The 16,143-nt window shown below is 55.6% G+C and carries 11 protein-coding genes; 4 read left to right on the plus strand and 7 right to left on the minus strand.

Annotation, left to right across the window (positions count from 1 at the left end; genetic code table 11):
• Nucleotides 1–42 precede the first annotated feature (42 nt).
• Nucleotides 43–1,122 (minus strand): YeiH family protein, encoded by a 1,080-nt coding sequence (locus tag A6U95_RS01815; RefSeq protein ID WP_024528062.1) that lies wholly within the window; start codon nt 1,120–1,122, stop codon nt 43–45.
• A gap of 383 nt (nt 1,123–1,505) precedes the next feature.
• Between A6U95_RS01815 and yieE the strand changes: the two genes are divergently transcribed.
• Both yieE and A6U95_RS01825 read left to right on the plus strand, forming a co-directional pair.
• Nucleotides 1,506–2,393: a DNA-binding transcriptional regulator YeiE gene (gene yieE, locus A6U95_RS01820; RefSeq protein WP_065683222.1), complete on the plus strand. Its 888-nt coding sequence runs from the start codon at nt 1,506–1,508 to the stop codon at nt 2,391–2,393.
• A 134-nt stretch (nt 2,394–2,527) separates the two neighbouring features.
• Nucleotides 2,528–4,009 carry an amino acid permease gene (locus A6U95_RS01825; RefSeq protein ID WP_024484976.1) on the plus strand — a complete coding sequence of 494 codons (1,482 nt, stop codon included), beginning with the start codon at nt 2,528–2,530 and terminating at the stop codon, nt 4,007–4,009.
• Nucleotides 4,010–4,134: 125 nt separating this feature from the next.
• On the opposite strand, the gene A6U95_RS01830 is transcribed toward A6U95_RS01825, so the two are convergent.
• The 5 genes from A6U95_RS01830 to puuR form a co-directional block, all read right to left on the minus strand.
• Complete coding sequence (locus tag A6U95_RS01830; RefSeq protein WP_065683223.1) at nt 4,135–6,120, minus strand: ligand-gated channel protein; 1,986 nt, start codon at nt 6,118–6,120, stop codon at nt 4,135–4,137.
• A 250-nt stretch (nt 6,121–6,370) separates the two neighbouring features.
• Nucleotides 6,371–7,366, minus strand: coding sequence for an ABC transporter permease (locus A6U95_RS01835; protein WP_065683224.1), 996 nt, complete (start codon nt 7,364–7,366; stop codon nt 6,371–6,373).
• The gene (locus tag A6U95_RS01840) at nt 7,363–8,874 is read right to left on the minus strand and encodes a sugar ABC transporter ATP-binding protein (RefSeq protein WP_065683380.1); all 1,512 of its coding nucleotides are present in this window, start codon (nt 8,872–8,874) and stop codon (nt 7,363–7,365) included. Before A6U95_RS01840 ends, A6U95_RS01835 begins: the two co-directional genes overlap by 4 nt.
• Nucleotides 8,875–9,045: 171 nt before the next feature.
• On the minus strand, nt 9,046–10,326 hold the full coding sequence (locus tag A6U95_RS01845) for an FAD-binding oxidoreductase (protein WP_065683225.1): 1,281 nt from the start codon (nt 10,324–10,326) through the stop codon (nt 9,046–9,048).
• Nucleotides 10,327–10,346: 20 nt separating this feature from the next.
• On the minus strand, nt 10,347–10,904 hold the full coding sequence (puuR, locus tag A6U95_RS01850) for an HTH-type transcriptional regulator PuuR (RefSeq protein WP_021805845.1): 558 nt from the start codon (nt 10,902–10,904) through the stop codon (nt 10,347–10,349).
• Nucleotides 10,905–11,301: 397 nt separating this feature from the next.
• Between puuR and A6U95_RS01855 the strand changes: the two genes are divergently transcribed.
• Both A6U95_RS01855 and A6U95_RS01860 read left to right on the plus strand, forming a co-directional pair.
• Nucleotides 11,302–12,720 (plus strand): glutamine synthetase family protein, encoded by a 1,419-nt coding sequence (locus A6U95_RS01855; RefSeq protein WP_065683226.1) that lies wholly within the window; start codon nt 11,302–11,304, stop codon nt 12,718–12,720.
• Nucleotides 12,721–13,207: 487 nt separating this feature from the next.
• Entirely contained in the window at nt 13,208–14,581 is a 1,374-nt protein-coding gene (locus A6U95_RS01860) for an APC family permease (RefSeq protein ID WP_065683227.1), read from the plus strand.
• A gap of 133 nt (nt 14,582–14,714) precedes the next feature.
• Here A6U95_RS01860 and sbcB read toward each other — a convergent pair whose 3' ends face one another.
• A complete protein-coding gene (sbcB, locus tag A6U95_RS01865; protein WP_065683228.1) occupies nt 14,715–16,142 on the minus strand; it encodes an exodeoxyribonuclease I in 1,428 nt (475 codons plus the stop codon).
• Nucleotide 16,143: the final 1 nt, after the last annotated feature.

The raw sequence follows: 16,143 nt of genomic DNA on the forward strand, positions 1-16,143 counted from the left end.
CAAAACAAGCAGGCCCGAAAGCTCGGGCCTGAAGAGGGGGGATCACAACAGGTGCTGCACCAACAGGTTGATTGCACCGCCGCCAACGATCAGCCAGACGAACAGCAGCGTCGCCAGCAAGATGGGTTTCACACCAGCCTGACGTACCGCGCTAATGTGGGTGGTCAGCCCTAAAGCGGCCATTGCCATGGCCAGCATCCAGGTGTCGATGGTGATCAGATGCTGTACCAGCGTGGCCGGGATCAGGTTGAACGAGTTCAGCCCGGCAACGGCGATGAACAATACGGCGAACCACGGAATGGTGATGGCCGATTTTTCACTCTTGCTGCCGCTACCGGCCCGGCGGCTGATATAGCCAGACAGCAACAGCAGGAACGGGGCCAGCATCATGACGCGGATCATCTTGGCGATCACCGCCGCGTTTTCCGCATCCGGGCCGATGGCATGGCCAGCAGCAACCACCTGAGCCACTTCATGGATTGTCGAACCCGCGTAGATGCCGAAGGTTTCCTGCGTCAACGGCAGCCACTGGAAGTGCTCATTCAGTTGATACAGCCACGGATAGGCAAAGATCGCCAGCGTACCAAACACCACTACGGTAGAGACTGCGACGGCAACCTTGCTGGAGTCCGCCTTCAGCACCGGCTCGGTGGCCATTACGGCTGCGGCTCCGCAGATGCTGCTACCGGCACCGATCAGCATGGTGGTTTGGCTATCGAGGCCGAACACTTTTTTACCCAACCAGCAGGCCAGCAAGAAAGTGCTGCTCAGGGTCAGGGCATCGATAATGATCCCGCTGGCCCCCACGTCGGCAATTTGCTGGAAGGTTAAACGAAAGCCATAAAGAATGATCCCCAGGCGCAGCAGCCGCTGTTTAGCCAGCTGTACGCCGGTATGGCAGCTAGGCTGCAACCAGGGATAAAGAGTGTTGCCAACCAGGATGCCGAACAGGATCGCCAGCGTCAGGGCGCCTAATCCCAACCCGGCAATCCAGGGAACATCGCCCGCCCAGACCGAAAACGCGGTCAGCGCACCGGTCAGCAGTAAGCCTGGTATCAACCGTGGTAGTCCAAACAGGGGAAAACGCTGTTCGGGATAGGGTTGAGTGCTGTGACTCGCCATGATTATTCTGTCCTCTGCTAAATTCCTGAGTGCAATGATAAAAGCAGGTGACCTAAAAGAGAAATTGATTATATATTTATAACCTATCGGAATAAGTGGTTTATCACCTGGACGGTTCGGCTACGTCGCCAAGCCTAATCCTGTAAACGTGATAACCTTATAAGGCAGGGCGGTGAGCTTACCGACGCCGTGTGACTGTTTTTTGGTGTTTTAATTTAAATGGTTTTGTCTTTTACCCTATGGATTTCAAGTTGCTGACAGGCGACAAGCTTGTTCATCCTCAAGAGCTTGCTTTTGTAAGTGACCGGGTGGACAAGCGCAGGTAACAACGCTGCAGCTTGAAAGACGACGGGTATAACCATTCTCTTTATGTCGAGGCTGTTATGCATATCACTTTGCGCCAACTGGAAGTTTTTACCGAGGTGCTGAAAAGCGGATCCACCACTCAGGCCTCAGTGGTACTGGCTTTATCACAATCGGCGGTCAGCGCGGCGCTGGCCGATCTGGAAGGACAACTGAAGGTGTTGTTGTTCGATCGCGTGGGTAAACGTCTGGTGATCAACGAACATGGCCGCTTGCTATACCCCAAAGCGCTGGCTCTGCTGGAACAGGCTGGGGAAATTGAACAGCTGTTCCTGCATGACAGCGGCGCGTTACGTATCGCCGCCAGCAGCACCATCGGCAACTATATGCTGCCAGAGATGATTGCCCACTATCGCAAAGATTTTCCTGCTACTCCGTTGGAACTGAACGTGGGGAATAGCCAGGAGGTGATTGTTGCGGTAGCCGATTTTCGTGTTGATTTGGGGTTGATCGAAGGGCCGTGCCACATGCCTGAGTTGGTCACCCAGCCGTGGCTTGAAGATGAGCTGGTGGTGTTTGCCGCGCCGGATAACCCATTGCTACAGCAACCGGTGACCCTGGCAACGCTGGCCAGTGCCCCTTGGATCCTGCGGGAGCGGGGGTCTGGCACGCGGGAAGTGCTGGATCATTTGCTATTGGCGCACCTGCCAAACTTCCAGTTGGTGATGGAGTTGGGCAACTCGGAAGCGATCAAGCACGCGGTGCGCCATGGTATAGGCATTAGTTGCCTGTCACGTCGCGTTGTGGAAGAACAGCTGGCTAGCGGAGCCTTGGTGGAACTGAGTATCCCTCTGCCGCCATTGATGCGCACGCTGTATCTGATCCATCACCGGCAAAAACACATTTCCAATGCGCTACAGCGTTTCTTGAGCTATTGCGTTGGGCAACATCCGCTCAAGGTGGCATAAAGTCATCATTAGGACCGCTGCTAATAATTGGCCGCGGATTATGAAGCTATCTTATATCAGGGCAATGTTACTAGTTCGCTGGCGGGTATTTGTTACAATCCGGCCCTCATTTTTGACGAGCAGATAGGGTAAGAATGGCTCAGCAGGATATAAAAACAGCGGGGCAGCAAGCACCCGGATTACGCCGCGAGCTGAAAGCGCGGCATTTAACCATGATTGCCATTGGCGGTTCCATCGGTACCGGCCTGTTTGTTGCCTCTGGCGCAACGGTTTCCCAGGCAGGCCCAGGCGGCGCGTTACTCTCCTATGCATTGATTGGTCTGATGGTGTATTTCCTGATGACCAGCCTGGGTGAGCTGGCGGCGTTTATGCCGGTTTCAGGATCGTTTTCCACCTATGGTGCCAAGTATGTTGAAGAGGGCTTCGGCTTTGCGCTGGGCTGGAACTACTGGTACAACTGGGCGGTGACCATTGCGGTCGACCTGGTGGCGTCACAGCTGGTGATGAACTACTGGTTCCCAGACACGCCGGGCTGGATCTGGAGCGCCCTGTTCCTTGGCCTGATGTTCTTGCTTAACTACATCTCGGTCAAAGGCTTCGGTGAAGCGGAATACTGGTTCTCGCTGATCAAGGTGAGCACGGTGATTATCTTTATCGGCCTTGGCGTACTGATGATTTTCGGTATCTTGAAGGGCGGTGAAAATGCCGGTTGGCATAACTGGACGATCGGCGATGCGCCGTTTGCCGGAGGATTCTCGGCCATGATTGGCGTGGCGATGATCGTCGGATTCTCGTTCCAGGGCACCGAGCTGATCGGTATCGCGGCGGGCGAGTCGGAAGATCCGGGCAAGAACATTCCACGTGCAGTGCGTCAGGTGTTCTGGCGTATTCTGCTGTTCTATATCTTTGCGATCCTGATCATCAGCCTGATCATTCCTTATACCGATCCAAGCCTGTTACGCAATGACGTGAAAGACATCAGCGTCAGTCCGTTCACGTTGGTATTCGAACATGCTGGCCTGCTCTCTGCGGCGGCGGTGATGAACGCGGTGATCCTGACGGCGGTGCTCTCTGCGGGTAACTCCGGGATGTATGCCTCAACCCGTATGCTGTTCACGCTGGCTTCGGAAGGTAAGGCACCACGCATTTTCGCCAAGCTGTCAAAAGGCGGTGTGCCGCGTAATGCGCTGTATGCCACCACCGTCGTGGCGGCGCTGTGCTTCCTTAGCTCGATGTTTGGTAATCAGTCCGTTTATCTGTGGCTGCTTAATACCTCGGGCATGACCGGTTTTATCGCCTGGTTGGGGATCGCCATCAGCCACTACCGTTTCCGCCGCGGCTATGTGATGCAAGGGCACAGCCTGAGCGATCTGCCGTATCAGTCCGGTTTCTTCCCGTTGGGGCCAATGTTTGCCTTCGTGCTGTGCTTGATCATCACGCTGGGGCAGAACTATCAGGCCTTCTTGGCGGACCGTATCGACTGGTACGGCGTGACGGCAACCTACATCGGTATTCCACTGTTCCTGATTATCTGGTTCGGTTATAAGCTGACGCGCGGAACCAAAGTGGTGAAGTACAGCGAAATGGAATTCCCGAAGTGGAACCCTGATAAGTAAGTGATTAGCACTAGACGCGGCGGGTTACCGCCGCGTTATCTCCCCGCAAAAATTCCCCCCGTTAAGCGCTAATCAAAAAAAGGGCCGCACGATGGCAGCCCCTTGTTACAAACTATGCTCGGCAATCAGAAGTTGTAAGTCATGCCCACGGTATAACGACGGCCATCCAGCGTGGTGTTGTAGTGTTCGTAATCCACGGTTTTATCCAGAATGTTGTAAACTCCGCCGCTAAGCTGCAGGTTTTTAAGCGCCTGGTAACTCACCCCGGCATCAACAAAGGTATAGGATGGCGTGCTGACCGCCATTGAGGTACGGCTCAGGTATTCCGAGGTTTCGCTGCGGAAGTTAACGCGTGACCACAGGCCGAGATCCTCAGTGGCTTGCCAATCCAGCACGCCATTGATCATGTGCTTCGGCATCTGGTTCAGCGCCTTGCCCTGGAACTCACCGCTCTTTTGTTCAGACTCGGTAAAGGTGTAGTTGGTGCTCAGCTTCCAGTCTTCGGTGATCTGCCAGCCGGTGGTCACTTCGACACCGCGCATATTGGCTTTATCCACGTTGACGCGGTCGCTGACGAAATCATAAGTGGTGTTACCGATGGTGCAGGCCGGATCCTCTGAACTATTACAGCGGCGAACTTCGGTGATCTTGTCTTTGAAATCGGTGTTGTACAGGGTGATGCCTGCGTTCAGCCCCTCCTGGTTATCCCACAGTATGCCAACCTCTTCACTGATGCTCTTCTCTGGTTTCAGATTCGGGTTACCCACGATGATGCCGTTGCTCACGCCACCGCCGGTGATCTGACCCCAGTTTGCAGAGGACTGGCGCAGGTCTGGCGAGCGATAACCCGCAGAAACCCCGCCTTTCACGGTCCACATCTCTGTCAGGTGCCACACGCCATACATGCGCGGTGTCCAGTGGCTGCCGTAGTTCTGATCGCGATCCATACGGATCCCGGTGGTCAGGCTGAAATCGTTGGTCAGCGCCCATTCGTCTTCGGCGAACAGCGCCCAGCTCCAGCGGGTCAACTGGTCTAAACCGTCAGCTGCTTCCAGCTGGTTGCCACCGTCTTGCAATTTCTCGTAACGGTATTGCCCGCCGAGGTTCAGCATGTGGGAGCCAAGGTCAAACTGGGTCTGGGTATTGAAGATGGTGTTGTACATCTTCATGTTACGTCCGGGGTTGTTGGTCTCTTCGCGCTGAATGTAGCTGGTGCTGTTACCAAAGTCGTAATAGCCGTTATGGGTGATCGAGTAGTTATTACGGGTATACAGGTTGTCGCTGGAGGAGTTCGGTTTACAGACGCCTTTGCGGCAGTTTTCTAATGCTACGGACTTACCCGGCGTGCTGTTGCGATCCTGCAGGGAACGGCCGATTTCGAAATCAAAATCGTTCTTTTCATCCGGCGTCAGGCTGAATACCGCCGTGCCGCTGCGCATACGCTGTTCGTTAAAGCCATTGGTGAAGTGGTCTTCCCCACGATGGGAGAACAGACCATTCACCCGCAGGCCAAGTAGCCCCTCGATCAGCGGGCCGGAGGCGTAGGCGTTGGTCTGGTAGATATCACCGGAATCCCGGTCTTCCTGAATGGTGGCATCGCCTTGCAGGGAGCCAACCCAGTCTTTAGTGGTCGAGGTTTTACGCGTGATGATGTTGATCACCCCGCCCATGGCATCGGAGCCATAGAGTGAAGACATTGGCCCGCGTACCACTTCAATACGTTCAATAGCCTGCAATGGCGGCAACCAACCTTGCTCGATACCGGCATTATCGCTGTTAGGGCGGGTGCCACGCGTATCGACACGTTTACCATCGATCAGGATCAGCGTGTATTTGGAGGACATACCACGAATGCTGATATCGCTGCTGCTGGCACCGCCGGTTACCACCACGCCCGGCACGTCTTTCAACGCATCGGTGACGTCGCGGTAGGCGCGGGTTTCCAACTGTTGGCGAGGGATCACCGAAATGGTGGCCGGCGAATCTTGAATTCTCTGCTGGAAACCGGAGGCGGTGACAACCATGGTATCTTCAGTTTGTGCCAGAGCGCTGCCGCTGGCGAGTGATGCGAGGATTAACGCGGTTAAAGTGTTATAGCTTGGCTTTTCCATGGGTTAAATATTCCCGTCCCGAGGTCAACAGGTTTTCCTGTTAGTTGTTTGATTTAAAAGAATATGTTTTCACGCTGCCGCGAGAATTTCCGTTTCGTGAGGAAATCGTCAGGCCATTGTAAGGAAATTATCGGAAATGTAAATGCAAATGATAACTCGTATCATTTGTATATTTGATCAGTAATGTATTGAAACCAGAGGAAAAGGAGGGGGATAGCCCGGCGCACTGCAGTGGTGCGCCGGGGGGAGGTCAGCGTTTCTGGATGTAAGTGATCGCCAGTGCCAATGCCAGCACCAGCCCTTTAATGATATCCATGGCGTAGTAGGGCACGGAGAGCATCACCAGGCCGTTTTGCAATACGCCCAGGATAATCGCGCCAACCAGGGTGCCCAGAGCATTAGGCTTGCCGGAGCCTGCCAGGGAGAAACCGATATAGGCTGCTGCTACCGCATCCATCAGGTAACCGCCACCAGCGTTAACCTGTGAGGAACCGATACGTGACGCCAGCAAAATACCGCCAAGGCCCGCCAGCAGGGAGGAAAGCACGTATGCGGTAACCCTGTAACGTACCGTGCGGATACCGGAAAGCCGGGCGGCCTCCGGGTTACCGCCGATGGCATACATCCGGCGGCCATGCTTGGTCAGCGACAGGAAAAGCTGCATGATCACCGTCACCGCCAGCATAATCAGCACGATCACCGGCACCTGGCCCAGCGTGGAAAACACCTCTGGGATCACGCCTTCGGCCATATCCCCGTTCGGCAGCACCATATTCTGGGTGATGGAGCCGCCGTAGCTGTAGGTCATGGCCACGCCCTGGATAACGAACAGACTGGCGAGCGTGGCGAGCATATCGGGGATCTTCAGCACCACGATCAAAAAGGCATTGAACAGGCCGACCAGCGTGCACAGCAGCAGCGTCAGCACGATGGCACCGGTAGTGCCGAAGCCGTACCAGGCAAACAGCGAGATCACCAACGCATTAGCCAACGACGCCGTTGAGCCGACGGAGAGATCGAAGCCGCCCACCGAAAGTGAGATCGACACGCCAATGGCAATCACCGTCACGATGGCGATCGAACGCAAAATGTTGATGATGTTGTTGGCATCGAGGAAATTGTCGGAAGCCAGGCCAAACAGCGCGATCAAGGCGACAACGGTGAGCAACATCCCCCATTTATACAAAAACTCAAACAGCTGGTGGCGCCAGGGCAGAACGGTTTTCAGGGATAATTCTTTACTCACGCAGGAGTTCCTCCGGTGGAATACAGTAATAGGGTTTCTTCATCAATATCGGCGGCGCTGAGTTCTGCCACCACGCGGCCATCCCACAGCACGCAGATACGGTCGCACAGGCCCACCAGCTCGGAAAACTCGCCGGAAGCATAGATAATGCCTTTGCCGTCACGTGCCAAACCGTCGATCAGCCGGAACAGATCCTGTTTGGCCTTGATATCTACGCCTTTGGTGGGTTCGTCAAAGATCAGCACCTCGGCGTTGCCGCGTAACCATTTGCCGATCGCCACTTTTTGCTGATTGCCGCCAGACAGGCGAGCCAGCTTTTGCTGTGGGCCTGAGGCCCGCACGCCAAGCCGTTGCATAATCTCTAACGCCCAGCGCAGTTCGCGACGGCGGCTGAACAGGCTCCAGCGGGAGAAGCTGTCATCGGCGCTGACGCTGAGGTTCATCGGGATGGCTTCGTTGATAAAAATGCCTTCCTTGCGGCGCTCTTCCGGCACCAGCGCCAGGCCTTGTTCTACCGAAAGATGTGGCGAATGCGGTGCCCAGGGCTTGCCGTGTAGCTCTCCCTGCGTCAATTTACTGGGGGCTGCACCGAATAACGCTTTGCAAAGCTCGGTCTTACCTGCGCCCGCCAGCCCGGCAATGCCTAGGATCTCCCCTTGATGCAGGGTTAAAGAGACGTCACGCAGTTTATGGCGATCGTGCAACCCCTCTACCCGCAGCAACGGGCGCGAGCCGTGCGGTGGGCGGGGGGCAGGAAAGATATCGTCCAGCGAATGGCCCAGCATTTTTTCGACGATCTGCTCACCGCTCAGGCCCTGCATGCTGCCTTCACCGGCATGACGACCGTCGCGCAGGACCGTCAAATGGTCGCAGACGGTTTTCAATTCGTGGATGCGGTGGGAAATAAACACGATGCCGATACCTTCGGCGCGCAGGCGGCGCACGATGTGGAACAGGCGTTCGCTCTCATTGCTGTCTAGCGGGGCCGTCGGCTCATCAAGCACCAGAAAACGGCAGCGGTGGGATAGCGCCCGGGCCAGCAGCACCTGCTGTTTCTCCGCCAACGTACAGGCTTCCAGGCGTTGGCGTGGGTTGATATTCAGCCCAAGCTGCTGCAACAGCGCGGCGGCCTGGCGATGCAACTGCCGCCAGTTCAGCAGATGGCCCGGCTGATTGAGCCAGTCCAGCATGATGTTTTCCGCGACGGACAGCGTGGGGATCAGCGCCACATCCACTTCCTGCTGCACCACCTGGATCCCGTGCTGGCGGGCCTGCAGCGGCGAATGAATATCGACCTTTTGGCCGTCGATAAAAATTTCACCCTGGTAATGGTTATGCGCGCCGGAGAGAATGCCCATCAGCGTGGATTTACCCGCGCCGTTGGCCCCCACCAGCGCATGGGTCGAACCGCCTTGCAGCGTAAAATCGACGTTTTGCAGAGCGTTGAACCCGGCAAAGGCGATGGAGATATTGCGCATCTCCAGGCGTGAAGCGGTGTTGGTCGGCATAGTTTGGCTGAAGACGTTGCGCCCCTCGTGTTTCAAATCGCGGCGTGGTGGCGGCAACGTGAAATTCATTTGGATGTATAGACGGCTAAAGAAACTCTTTTGTAACACGAATTGCCATTTTTGCAACATGCAAAATGCGCTTAACCCGATAAAAGCGGCTTGGCGGGGGGATCAGAACCCTAAGCGATCGCGCAGGGCATAGTAGGCGGCCCCTAGCGCGGTAAATGGCACCTGTAAATGGCGGCCACCGAAGAACGGCAAATGGGGAAGTTGGGCGAAAGCATCAAAGCGTTCCGCGTCGCCGCGCAGCACCTCGGCAATCAGTTTGCCTGCCAGATGCGTCAAGGTCACGCCGTGGCCGCTGTCGCCTTGCAGGTAGTAAACGTTATTTTCCAGGCGGCCAAACTGTGGCATGCGCGACAGGGTCAGCAGGAAATTGCCGGTCCAGCGGTAATCGATGCGCACCTTCTTCAACTGCGGGAAGGTTTTGAGCATCAAGGGCCGGATCCTGGCCTCGATATCCGCCGGATCCTGTGCGCCATAGACTACGCCCCCGCCGTATAACAAACGGTTGTCTGCCGTCAGGCGAAAGTAATCCAGCAGATAGTTACAGTCTTCAACGCAGTAATTATCCGGCAACAGGGAAAGGGCCATATCCGCAGATAAAGGCTCGGTGGCAATGATTTGTGACCCGCAAGGCATGCTCAGACGGCCGAGGCGGGCTTCCAGCTTTTCCCCCAGATAGGCGTTGCCTGCCAGGATCACCAGACTGGCGCTGACGGAGCCAAGAGCAGTGTGTAGCTTGGCGGGCTGACCATAATCGATATGGGTGACTGCCGATTGTTCAAATAGCCGCCCGCCGTGGCGGCGCACCGCTTCGGCCTCGCCCAGCGCCAGATTTAACGGATGCAAATGGCCACCTTGACGATCCAGCAGCCCGCCGACATAGCGTTCGCTGGCAACGGTGCGGCGCATGGTTTCCCCGTCCAGCAGTTCCAGTTGCGTGTGGCCATAACGCTGCCAATGCGCCATTTTCTCTGTTAACGCGTTGAATTGTTTGGTCGTTAAGGCGGCGGAAACTGCGCCGGGGCGATAGTCACAGGCGATGGCGTAGCGATCGATTCGCTGGCGAATGATCTCCGCACCTTCAAACATCATGCTGCCGAGCATTGCCGCGGTCTGCTGGCCGTAGCGAGCCTCAATCACATCGATATCGCGGCTGTAGGAGTTGACCACCTGCCCACCGTTGCGCCCACTGGCTCCCCAACCGATGCGGGCGGCTTCCAGCACTACCACATCGTAACCGGCCTCGATCAGGTGCAGGGCGCTGGAAAGTCCGCTAAAACCGCCACCGACGATACAGACATCGCAGCGGATAGCCTCGTTCAACTGTGGATAAGGAGCGTGGGGGTTAGCGCTGGCGGCATAATAGCTGGCAACATGTTCCATCATCACTCCTCCGGCGGATCTTGTCAGAAGGTGGTTGGGGTGTGCGCGCTGACGATCTTGCAAACGCGCGTTGAGGTATTGCTGAAGCTGTGGGGCATACCGGTGTTGATGGCATAGCTCTGGCCAGCGGTCAGCAGATAGGTCTGGCCGTTGACCGTCAGCATAATCTCCCCCTCCAGCAGCGTGCCGATCTCTTCGCCCTGATGTTTGATCTTCTCACCGGTGGTGGTGCCCGGTTGATAGGTCTCCAGCATCATGGCCAGGCTGCGGGTAGGGCTGCCGTTATGCACCAGCTTCATCGAAACGCCTTGGCTGCCGATCTCGATCAGATCGTCCGGCTCGATCACCACTTTGGGTTCATCTGGCCGTTCAGGTTCAGCAAAAAATTCAGACAGCGATAGCCCATAGACCTTCAGCAGTTTCTGTAGCGTACTAATGGCAGGGCTGACTTTGTCCTGCTCAATGGTGCTGATGGCGCTGTGGGTTAATCCGGACAGTTCGGCGACCCTGCGCTGTGACAAACCCAAGTGCTGACGGATCTGCGACAGGCGCTTGCCTGGTGCCAAGCTGACTTCGCTCATAGCGGTAGTTCCTTCTGATAGGAGCGACAGGTTGGGATCACACCCGGAGCCGGGTACCTGTCTGAGTGATATCGAAACCACATGATATCGGTAGTTGGGCGGTCGTTGTAAAATATATTGCCCATGTTTCCCCCTGGTCTGGCGGAAGAAATTCTGTACCAACAAAGCGCAAACAACGCCTTTTCGGTCAATATTTTATCAATTTAGCAGTCCCTGGCGAATAATCAAACGCCATTGTAACATTTGCAAACCATTTATGTTAAAGCTATGTTTCATATTATGGGTGTTATTTTGAGCGCCAGCCTGTGGCGCACTCTACAGAGAAATCAAACCATGTGTTAAGTCAATCGGCAAGCGGATGCGAAGGCATTCCCAAGAGCACAACGGCAGGTGATGTATGCAAACCAATAGCGCAGTAGTAGAAGATTTTGCACAGCATAATGAAGAAAGGCGAAGTAGCGCGTTCCAAAGTGAGGTTGCTCACTATTTGGAACGCCATCCTGCCACGCAGTATATCGATATCCTTCTCACCGATCTCAATGGTTCCTTCCGCGGTAAACGCATTCCCGTCTCCGGGTTGAAAAAAGTTGAAAAAGGCTGCTATTTCCCCGCCTCGGTGTTCGCTATGGACATTTTGGGCAACGTGGTCGAAGAGGCCGGATTGGGCCAGGAACTGGGCGAGCCGGATCGGATCTGTATGCCCGTGCCCGGTACGCTGACGCCGTCGGCGGCAGATCCGCAACACGTTGGCCAGGTATTGCTGACCATGCTGGATGAAGATGGTACTCCCTTTGACGTTGAACCCCGCAATGTACTGAACCGAATATGGCAGGCGTTGCGCCAGCGCGGACTGTTCCCGGTGGTAGCGGTAGAGCTGGAGTTTTATCTCATCGATCGACAGCGAGACTCGGCCGGTTATCTGCAGCCGCCGTGTGCACCAGGCACCCAGGAGCGCAACGTACAGAGCCAGGTCTATTCGCTGGATAACCTCAACCATTTTGCTGGGGTGCTCAACGACATCGACACGCTGGCACAGATGCAAGGGCTACCGGCGGATGGTGCGGTGGCTGAAGCTTCCCCCGGCCAGTTCGAAGTAAACCTGAATCACACCGACAACGTGCTGCAAGCCTGCGATCATGCGCTGGCGCTGAAGCGGTTGGTGCGCCAGGTGGCCGAACATCACCATATGCATGCCACCTTTATGGCGAAACCTTATGAGGATTACGCGGGGAGTGGCATGCACGTCCATCTCAGCGTGGTAGACAGTGCGGGGAAAAACCTGTTTGCCGAGGCGGATGGCGAAGACTCGGCGCTGCTTAAGCGGACATTGGCCGGCATGATCTCCCTGATGCCCGCATCGATGGCGGTGTTGGCACCCAACGTGAATGCGTTCCGCCGTTTCCAGCCGGGGATGTATGTGCCGATCCAGGCGTCCTGGGGGCATAACAACCGTACCGTGGCGTTGCGTATTCCCTGTGGCGATGCGCAGAACCACCGCGTGGAGTACCGCGTTGCCGGTGCCGATGCCAACCCTTATCTGGTGGTGGCGACAATCCTGGCGGGGATGCTGTACGGGCTAGACACCGAATTACCGCTGCCTGAGCCGGTGACCGGCAACGGTTTGGAGCAGGAGGGGTTACCGTTCCCGATCCGCCAAAGCGATGCCCTGTACGAATTTGAGCATCAGCACGAACTGAAGCACTACCTCGGTGAACGCTTTTCACGGGTTTATCACGCCTGCAAAATGGGTGAACTGATGCAGTTTGAGAGATTGGTGACGGAAACCGAGATCGACTGGATGCTGAAAAATGCCTGATCTCAGGTACCCTGATGGCAATGAAGGGCCTTTTTCCTGATATTAAGCAAAAGAATTTGTATTAGAAGGTTTCAGGATCTTGTCTTTCTGTGATCTTATGGCAAAATACGCGAAATGCAGATAGCCGACGTTTTAACGCGTCGGTTATTTTTTTTTGCATTATGTTTTACCAACGTGTGTTTCATACATCAAGCGAGGCCGGACATCGAGCCGGATAGATAAATAGGTTCGTCGCGATCAACCAAAACTTTATGGTCGTGACTCATGAGGATAAGAAAGATGGGGCAATTTTTCACCTTGGCACCGGTGCCCGCCGGTTTCCGTTGCGGTCGCAGCGATTATGGAGCAACACAGGCTTTTGTGCCTAGTTATCCAGCTTCCCTCATCCCCCTTTTAGAATTCAGTCGCACGTTGCGAAGTTTCCCCGCAACCTTGAGTCTTGGCGTGTCTATTATCCGCAAGACTGAAGGTAAGGGGGGGCTACGCGATGTCCGATAACATCATCACCGCCGCACCAGCTGCCGGCCAACGCGCCCAACTGCGTAAAACACTGACTTTAGTCCCGGTCGTCATGATGGGTCTGGCCTATTTGCAGCCCATGACCATCTTTGACACCTTCGGCATCGTCTCCGGCCTGACCGACGGTCACGTCGCGACCGCGTACGCCTTTGCTCTGCTGGCGATCCTGTTTACCGCCCTGAGCTATGGCAAACTGGTGAAGAAATTCCCTTCCGCCGGTTCTGCCTATACCTATGCCCAGAAAGCCATCAGCCCGCACGTCGGCTTTATGGTGGGTTGGTCATCACTGCTGGACTACCTGTTCATGCCGATGATCAACATCCTGCTGGCAAAAATTTACCTGGAAGCCATTTTCCCAGGAGTGCCTTCGTGGATCTTCGTTGCGGCACTGGTTGCCTTGATGACGGCGTTCAACCTGCGTGGCATCAAGCTGGTAGCCAACCTGAACTCCATTATCGTGGTGGTACAGGTGGCAATCATGATCGTGTTCCTGGGCCTGGTGATTAACGGTATCTCTCACGGTGAGGGTGCCGGTACGCTGGTGAGCAGCCGTCCGTTCTGGTCTGACAACGCGCACGTGGTGCCGATGATCACCGGTGCGACCATTCTGTGCTTCTCGTTCCTCGGCTTTGACGGCATCAGCTCGTTATCCGAAGAAACCAAAGATGCAGAAAACGTGATCCCGAAAGCCATCTTCCTGACGGCCTTGATCGGCGGCGTGATCTTTATCGTGGTGTCGTACTTCGTGCAGTTGTACTTCCCGGATATCTCGCGCTTCAAAGATCCTGACGCATCACAGCCGGAAATCATGCTGTATGTGGCTGGCAAGTTCTTCCAGTCGGTGATCCTGGTGTTCTCGTGCGTAACCGTACTGGCTTCCGGTATGGCATCTCACGCGGGTGTTTCCCGCCTGATGTACGTCATGGGCCGTGATGGCGTATTCCCGGAGCGTTTCTTCGGTTATGTGCATCCAAAATGGCGTACTCCAGCGCTGAACGTGCTGCTGGTTGGTGCGATTGCGCTGTCTGCCGTTTCGTTCGATTTGGTCACGGCTACGGCACTGATCAACTTTGGTGCTCTGATCGCGTTCACCTTCGTTAACCTGTCGGTGATCTCGCAGTTCTACATTCGCGAGAAACGTAATCGTACGCTGAAAGACACCTTCAACTACCTGATCCTGCCGGTGTTGGGGGCGTTAACCGTCGGTGCATTGTGGGTCAACCTGGAAGTCAGCTCGATGACGCTGGGCCTGGTCTGGGCGGCGATTGGCCTGCTGTATCTGACGTTTGTCACCCGCAGCTTCAGCCTGCCGGTGCCACAAGCAAGCGAAGACGTGGCTTAATCCACTCGCCTGCCTCGCGATAGCAAAAAGGGTTCCACAAGTTGGAACCCTTTTTATTACTAACAAATCTTATCCGACTCGCTGTGTAGGGGCGCCGCATGCTGCGCCCGTTAATCAATGGAAAAGCACAGGGCTATCCCACTAACTGTTTACCGTAATCAAACAGCGCCTTCAGCAACGCCATCTTCTCTTTATCCCCTTCGTGCAGGTTGTACAGCGACTCCAGCTGCAAGATATAGCTCTGCACCCGTTCGGCGCTCAGCACCTCTTGGCGGTGCTGCAACCAGCGGCGCTGCTCGGCGTCGTCCAGCGTATTGGGGTAGTTACGGGCCCGGAAGCGGAACAGCAGCTCTTTCATCCGGCCATCGCTGAAGGTCAAATCCAGCGCGGGTAGATTCTGCGGTTTGGTTTGCTGAATGATCCTCATCGCCGCTTTGTCGGCATCGCTGAAGAAACCGTCGTACAGTTTGGCATCTACATCATCATTAGGGGTGAAAGGAGCGGCTTCGGCAAATATGGCTACCACTTTTTCACGGATCTCCGGGTGCTGGCGCAGCACCTTCAGATTCTCCAGACACGCCTGACGATCGATGCCTAGCCTGTCTGCATTTTCTGGCAGCAACGTCTTGGCCGGAGCCAGCACCGGGCATTTATTGGTATGCACCAGCTTGATCGGCACCGGGGCCTGATCGGCTGCCAATTGATCGCGGCGGGTGTAGAGGCGTTCGCGCAGCTCATCGGCATTCAGCTCCAGCAGCGGGGTAATATCCCCTGCCAGATCGCACATAATCACCGCATTTTTATTGTCTGGGTGCCAGGCCAGTGGTGAAACCCAACTGGTGTTACCCCGTGCCGCGCCAAACATGCCGGAAACGTGCATTAATGGCGTCATTTCCGCGACGTCGATCAGCGCATTGAGCTTGTGTTTGTTTCGGTGCTGCAACAGGTAGTCAAATAACCTTGGCTGCGCCTGTTTGACCAGCTTGGCCATGGCAATGGTGGCATGGACATCGGACATTGCATCGTGAGCGTGCTCGTGTTCAACGCCGTTGGCACGCGTCAGATGTTCCAGACGGAAGCTGGGGAAGCCATCTTCATTTTCTGGCCAGATGATGCCTTCCGGGCGTAGGGCGTAGCAGGCACGCATCACGTCTAGCAGATCCCAGCGCGAATTGCCGTTTTGCCAGCTATAGGCGTAAGGGTCGTAGAAGCTGCGGTAAAAGATGTTGCGGCTGACTTCATCGTCAAAGCGGATATTGTTGTAACCCAGAATACAGGTGCCAGGGACGCTGAACGCTTCATGAATACGGCGGGCAAACTCGGCCTCGTTAACGCCTTTGGCCAGCGCCAACTGAGGCGTGATGCCGGTGATCATCACCGCCTCGGGGTCGGGCAGGTAGTCATCGGCTGGCGCACAGTAAAACACCTGCGGTTCTTCGATAATGTTGAAATCCATATCGGTACGCACTCCGGCAAACTGCGCCGGGCGGTCCATTGACGGGCTTTTGCCGAAGGTTTCGTAGTCGTGGATGTAGAATGTGGCCGGTGCCTTGCTGCTCAAA

This window comes from Serratia sp. 14-2641 (assembly GCF_001692375.1).
Taxonomy (GTDB): Bacteria; Pseudomonadota; Gammaproteobacteria; order Enterobacterales; family Enterobacteriaceae; genus Chania; species Chania fonticola_C.

Excerpts from the sequence above, each read along its gene's own strand:
- A6U95_RS01825 (WP_024484976.1), top strand. The coding sequence starts at position 2,528 with ATGGCTCAGCAGGATATAAAAACAGCGGGGCAGCAAGCACCCGGATTA.
- puuR (WP_021805845.1), bottom strand. The coding sequence starts at position 10,904 with ATGAGCGAAGTCAGCTTGGCACCAGGCAAGCGCCTGTCGCAGATCCGT.
- A6U95_RS01815 (WP_024528062.1), bottom strand. The coding sequence starts at position 1,122 with ATGGCGAGTCACAGCACTCAACCCTATCCCGAACAGCGTTTTCCCCTG.
- yieE (WP_065683222.1), top strand. The coding sequence starts at position 1,506 with ATGCATATCACTTTGCGCCAACTGGAAGTTTTTACCGAGGTGCTGAAA.
- A6U95_RS01840 (WP_065683380.1), bottom strand. The coding sequence starts at position 8,874 with ATGCCGACCAACACCGCTTCACGCCTGGAGATGCGCAATATCTCCATC.
- A6U95_RS01830 (WP_065683223.1), bottom strand. The coding sequence starts at position 6,120 with ATGGAAAAGCCAAGCTATAACACTTTAACCGCGTTAATCCTCGCATCA.
- A6U95_RS01860 (WP_065683227.1), top strand. The coding sequence starts at position 13,208 with ATGTCCGATAACATCATCACCGCCGCACCAGCTGCCGGCCAACGCGCC.
- A6U95_RS01855 (WP_065683226.1), top strand. The coding sequence starts at position 11,302 with ATGCAAACCAATAGCGCAGTAGTAGAAGATTTTGCACAGCATAATGAA.
- A6U95_RS01845 (WP_065683225.1), bottom strand. The coding sequence starts at position 10,326 with ATGATGGAACATGTTGCCAGCTATTATGCCGCCAGCGCTAACCCCCAC.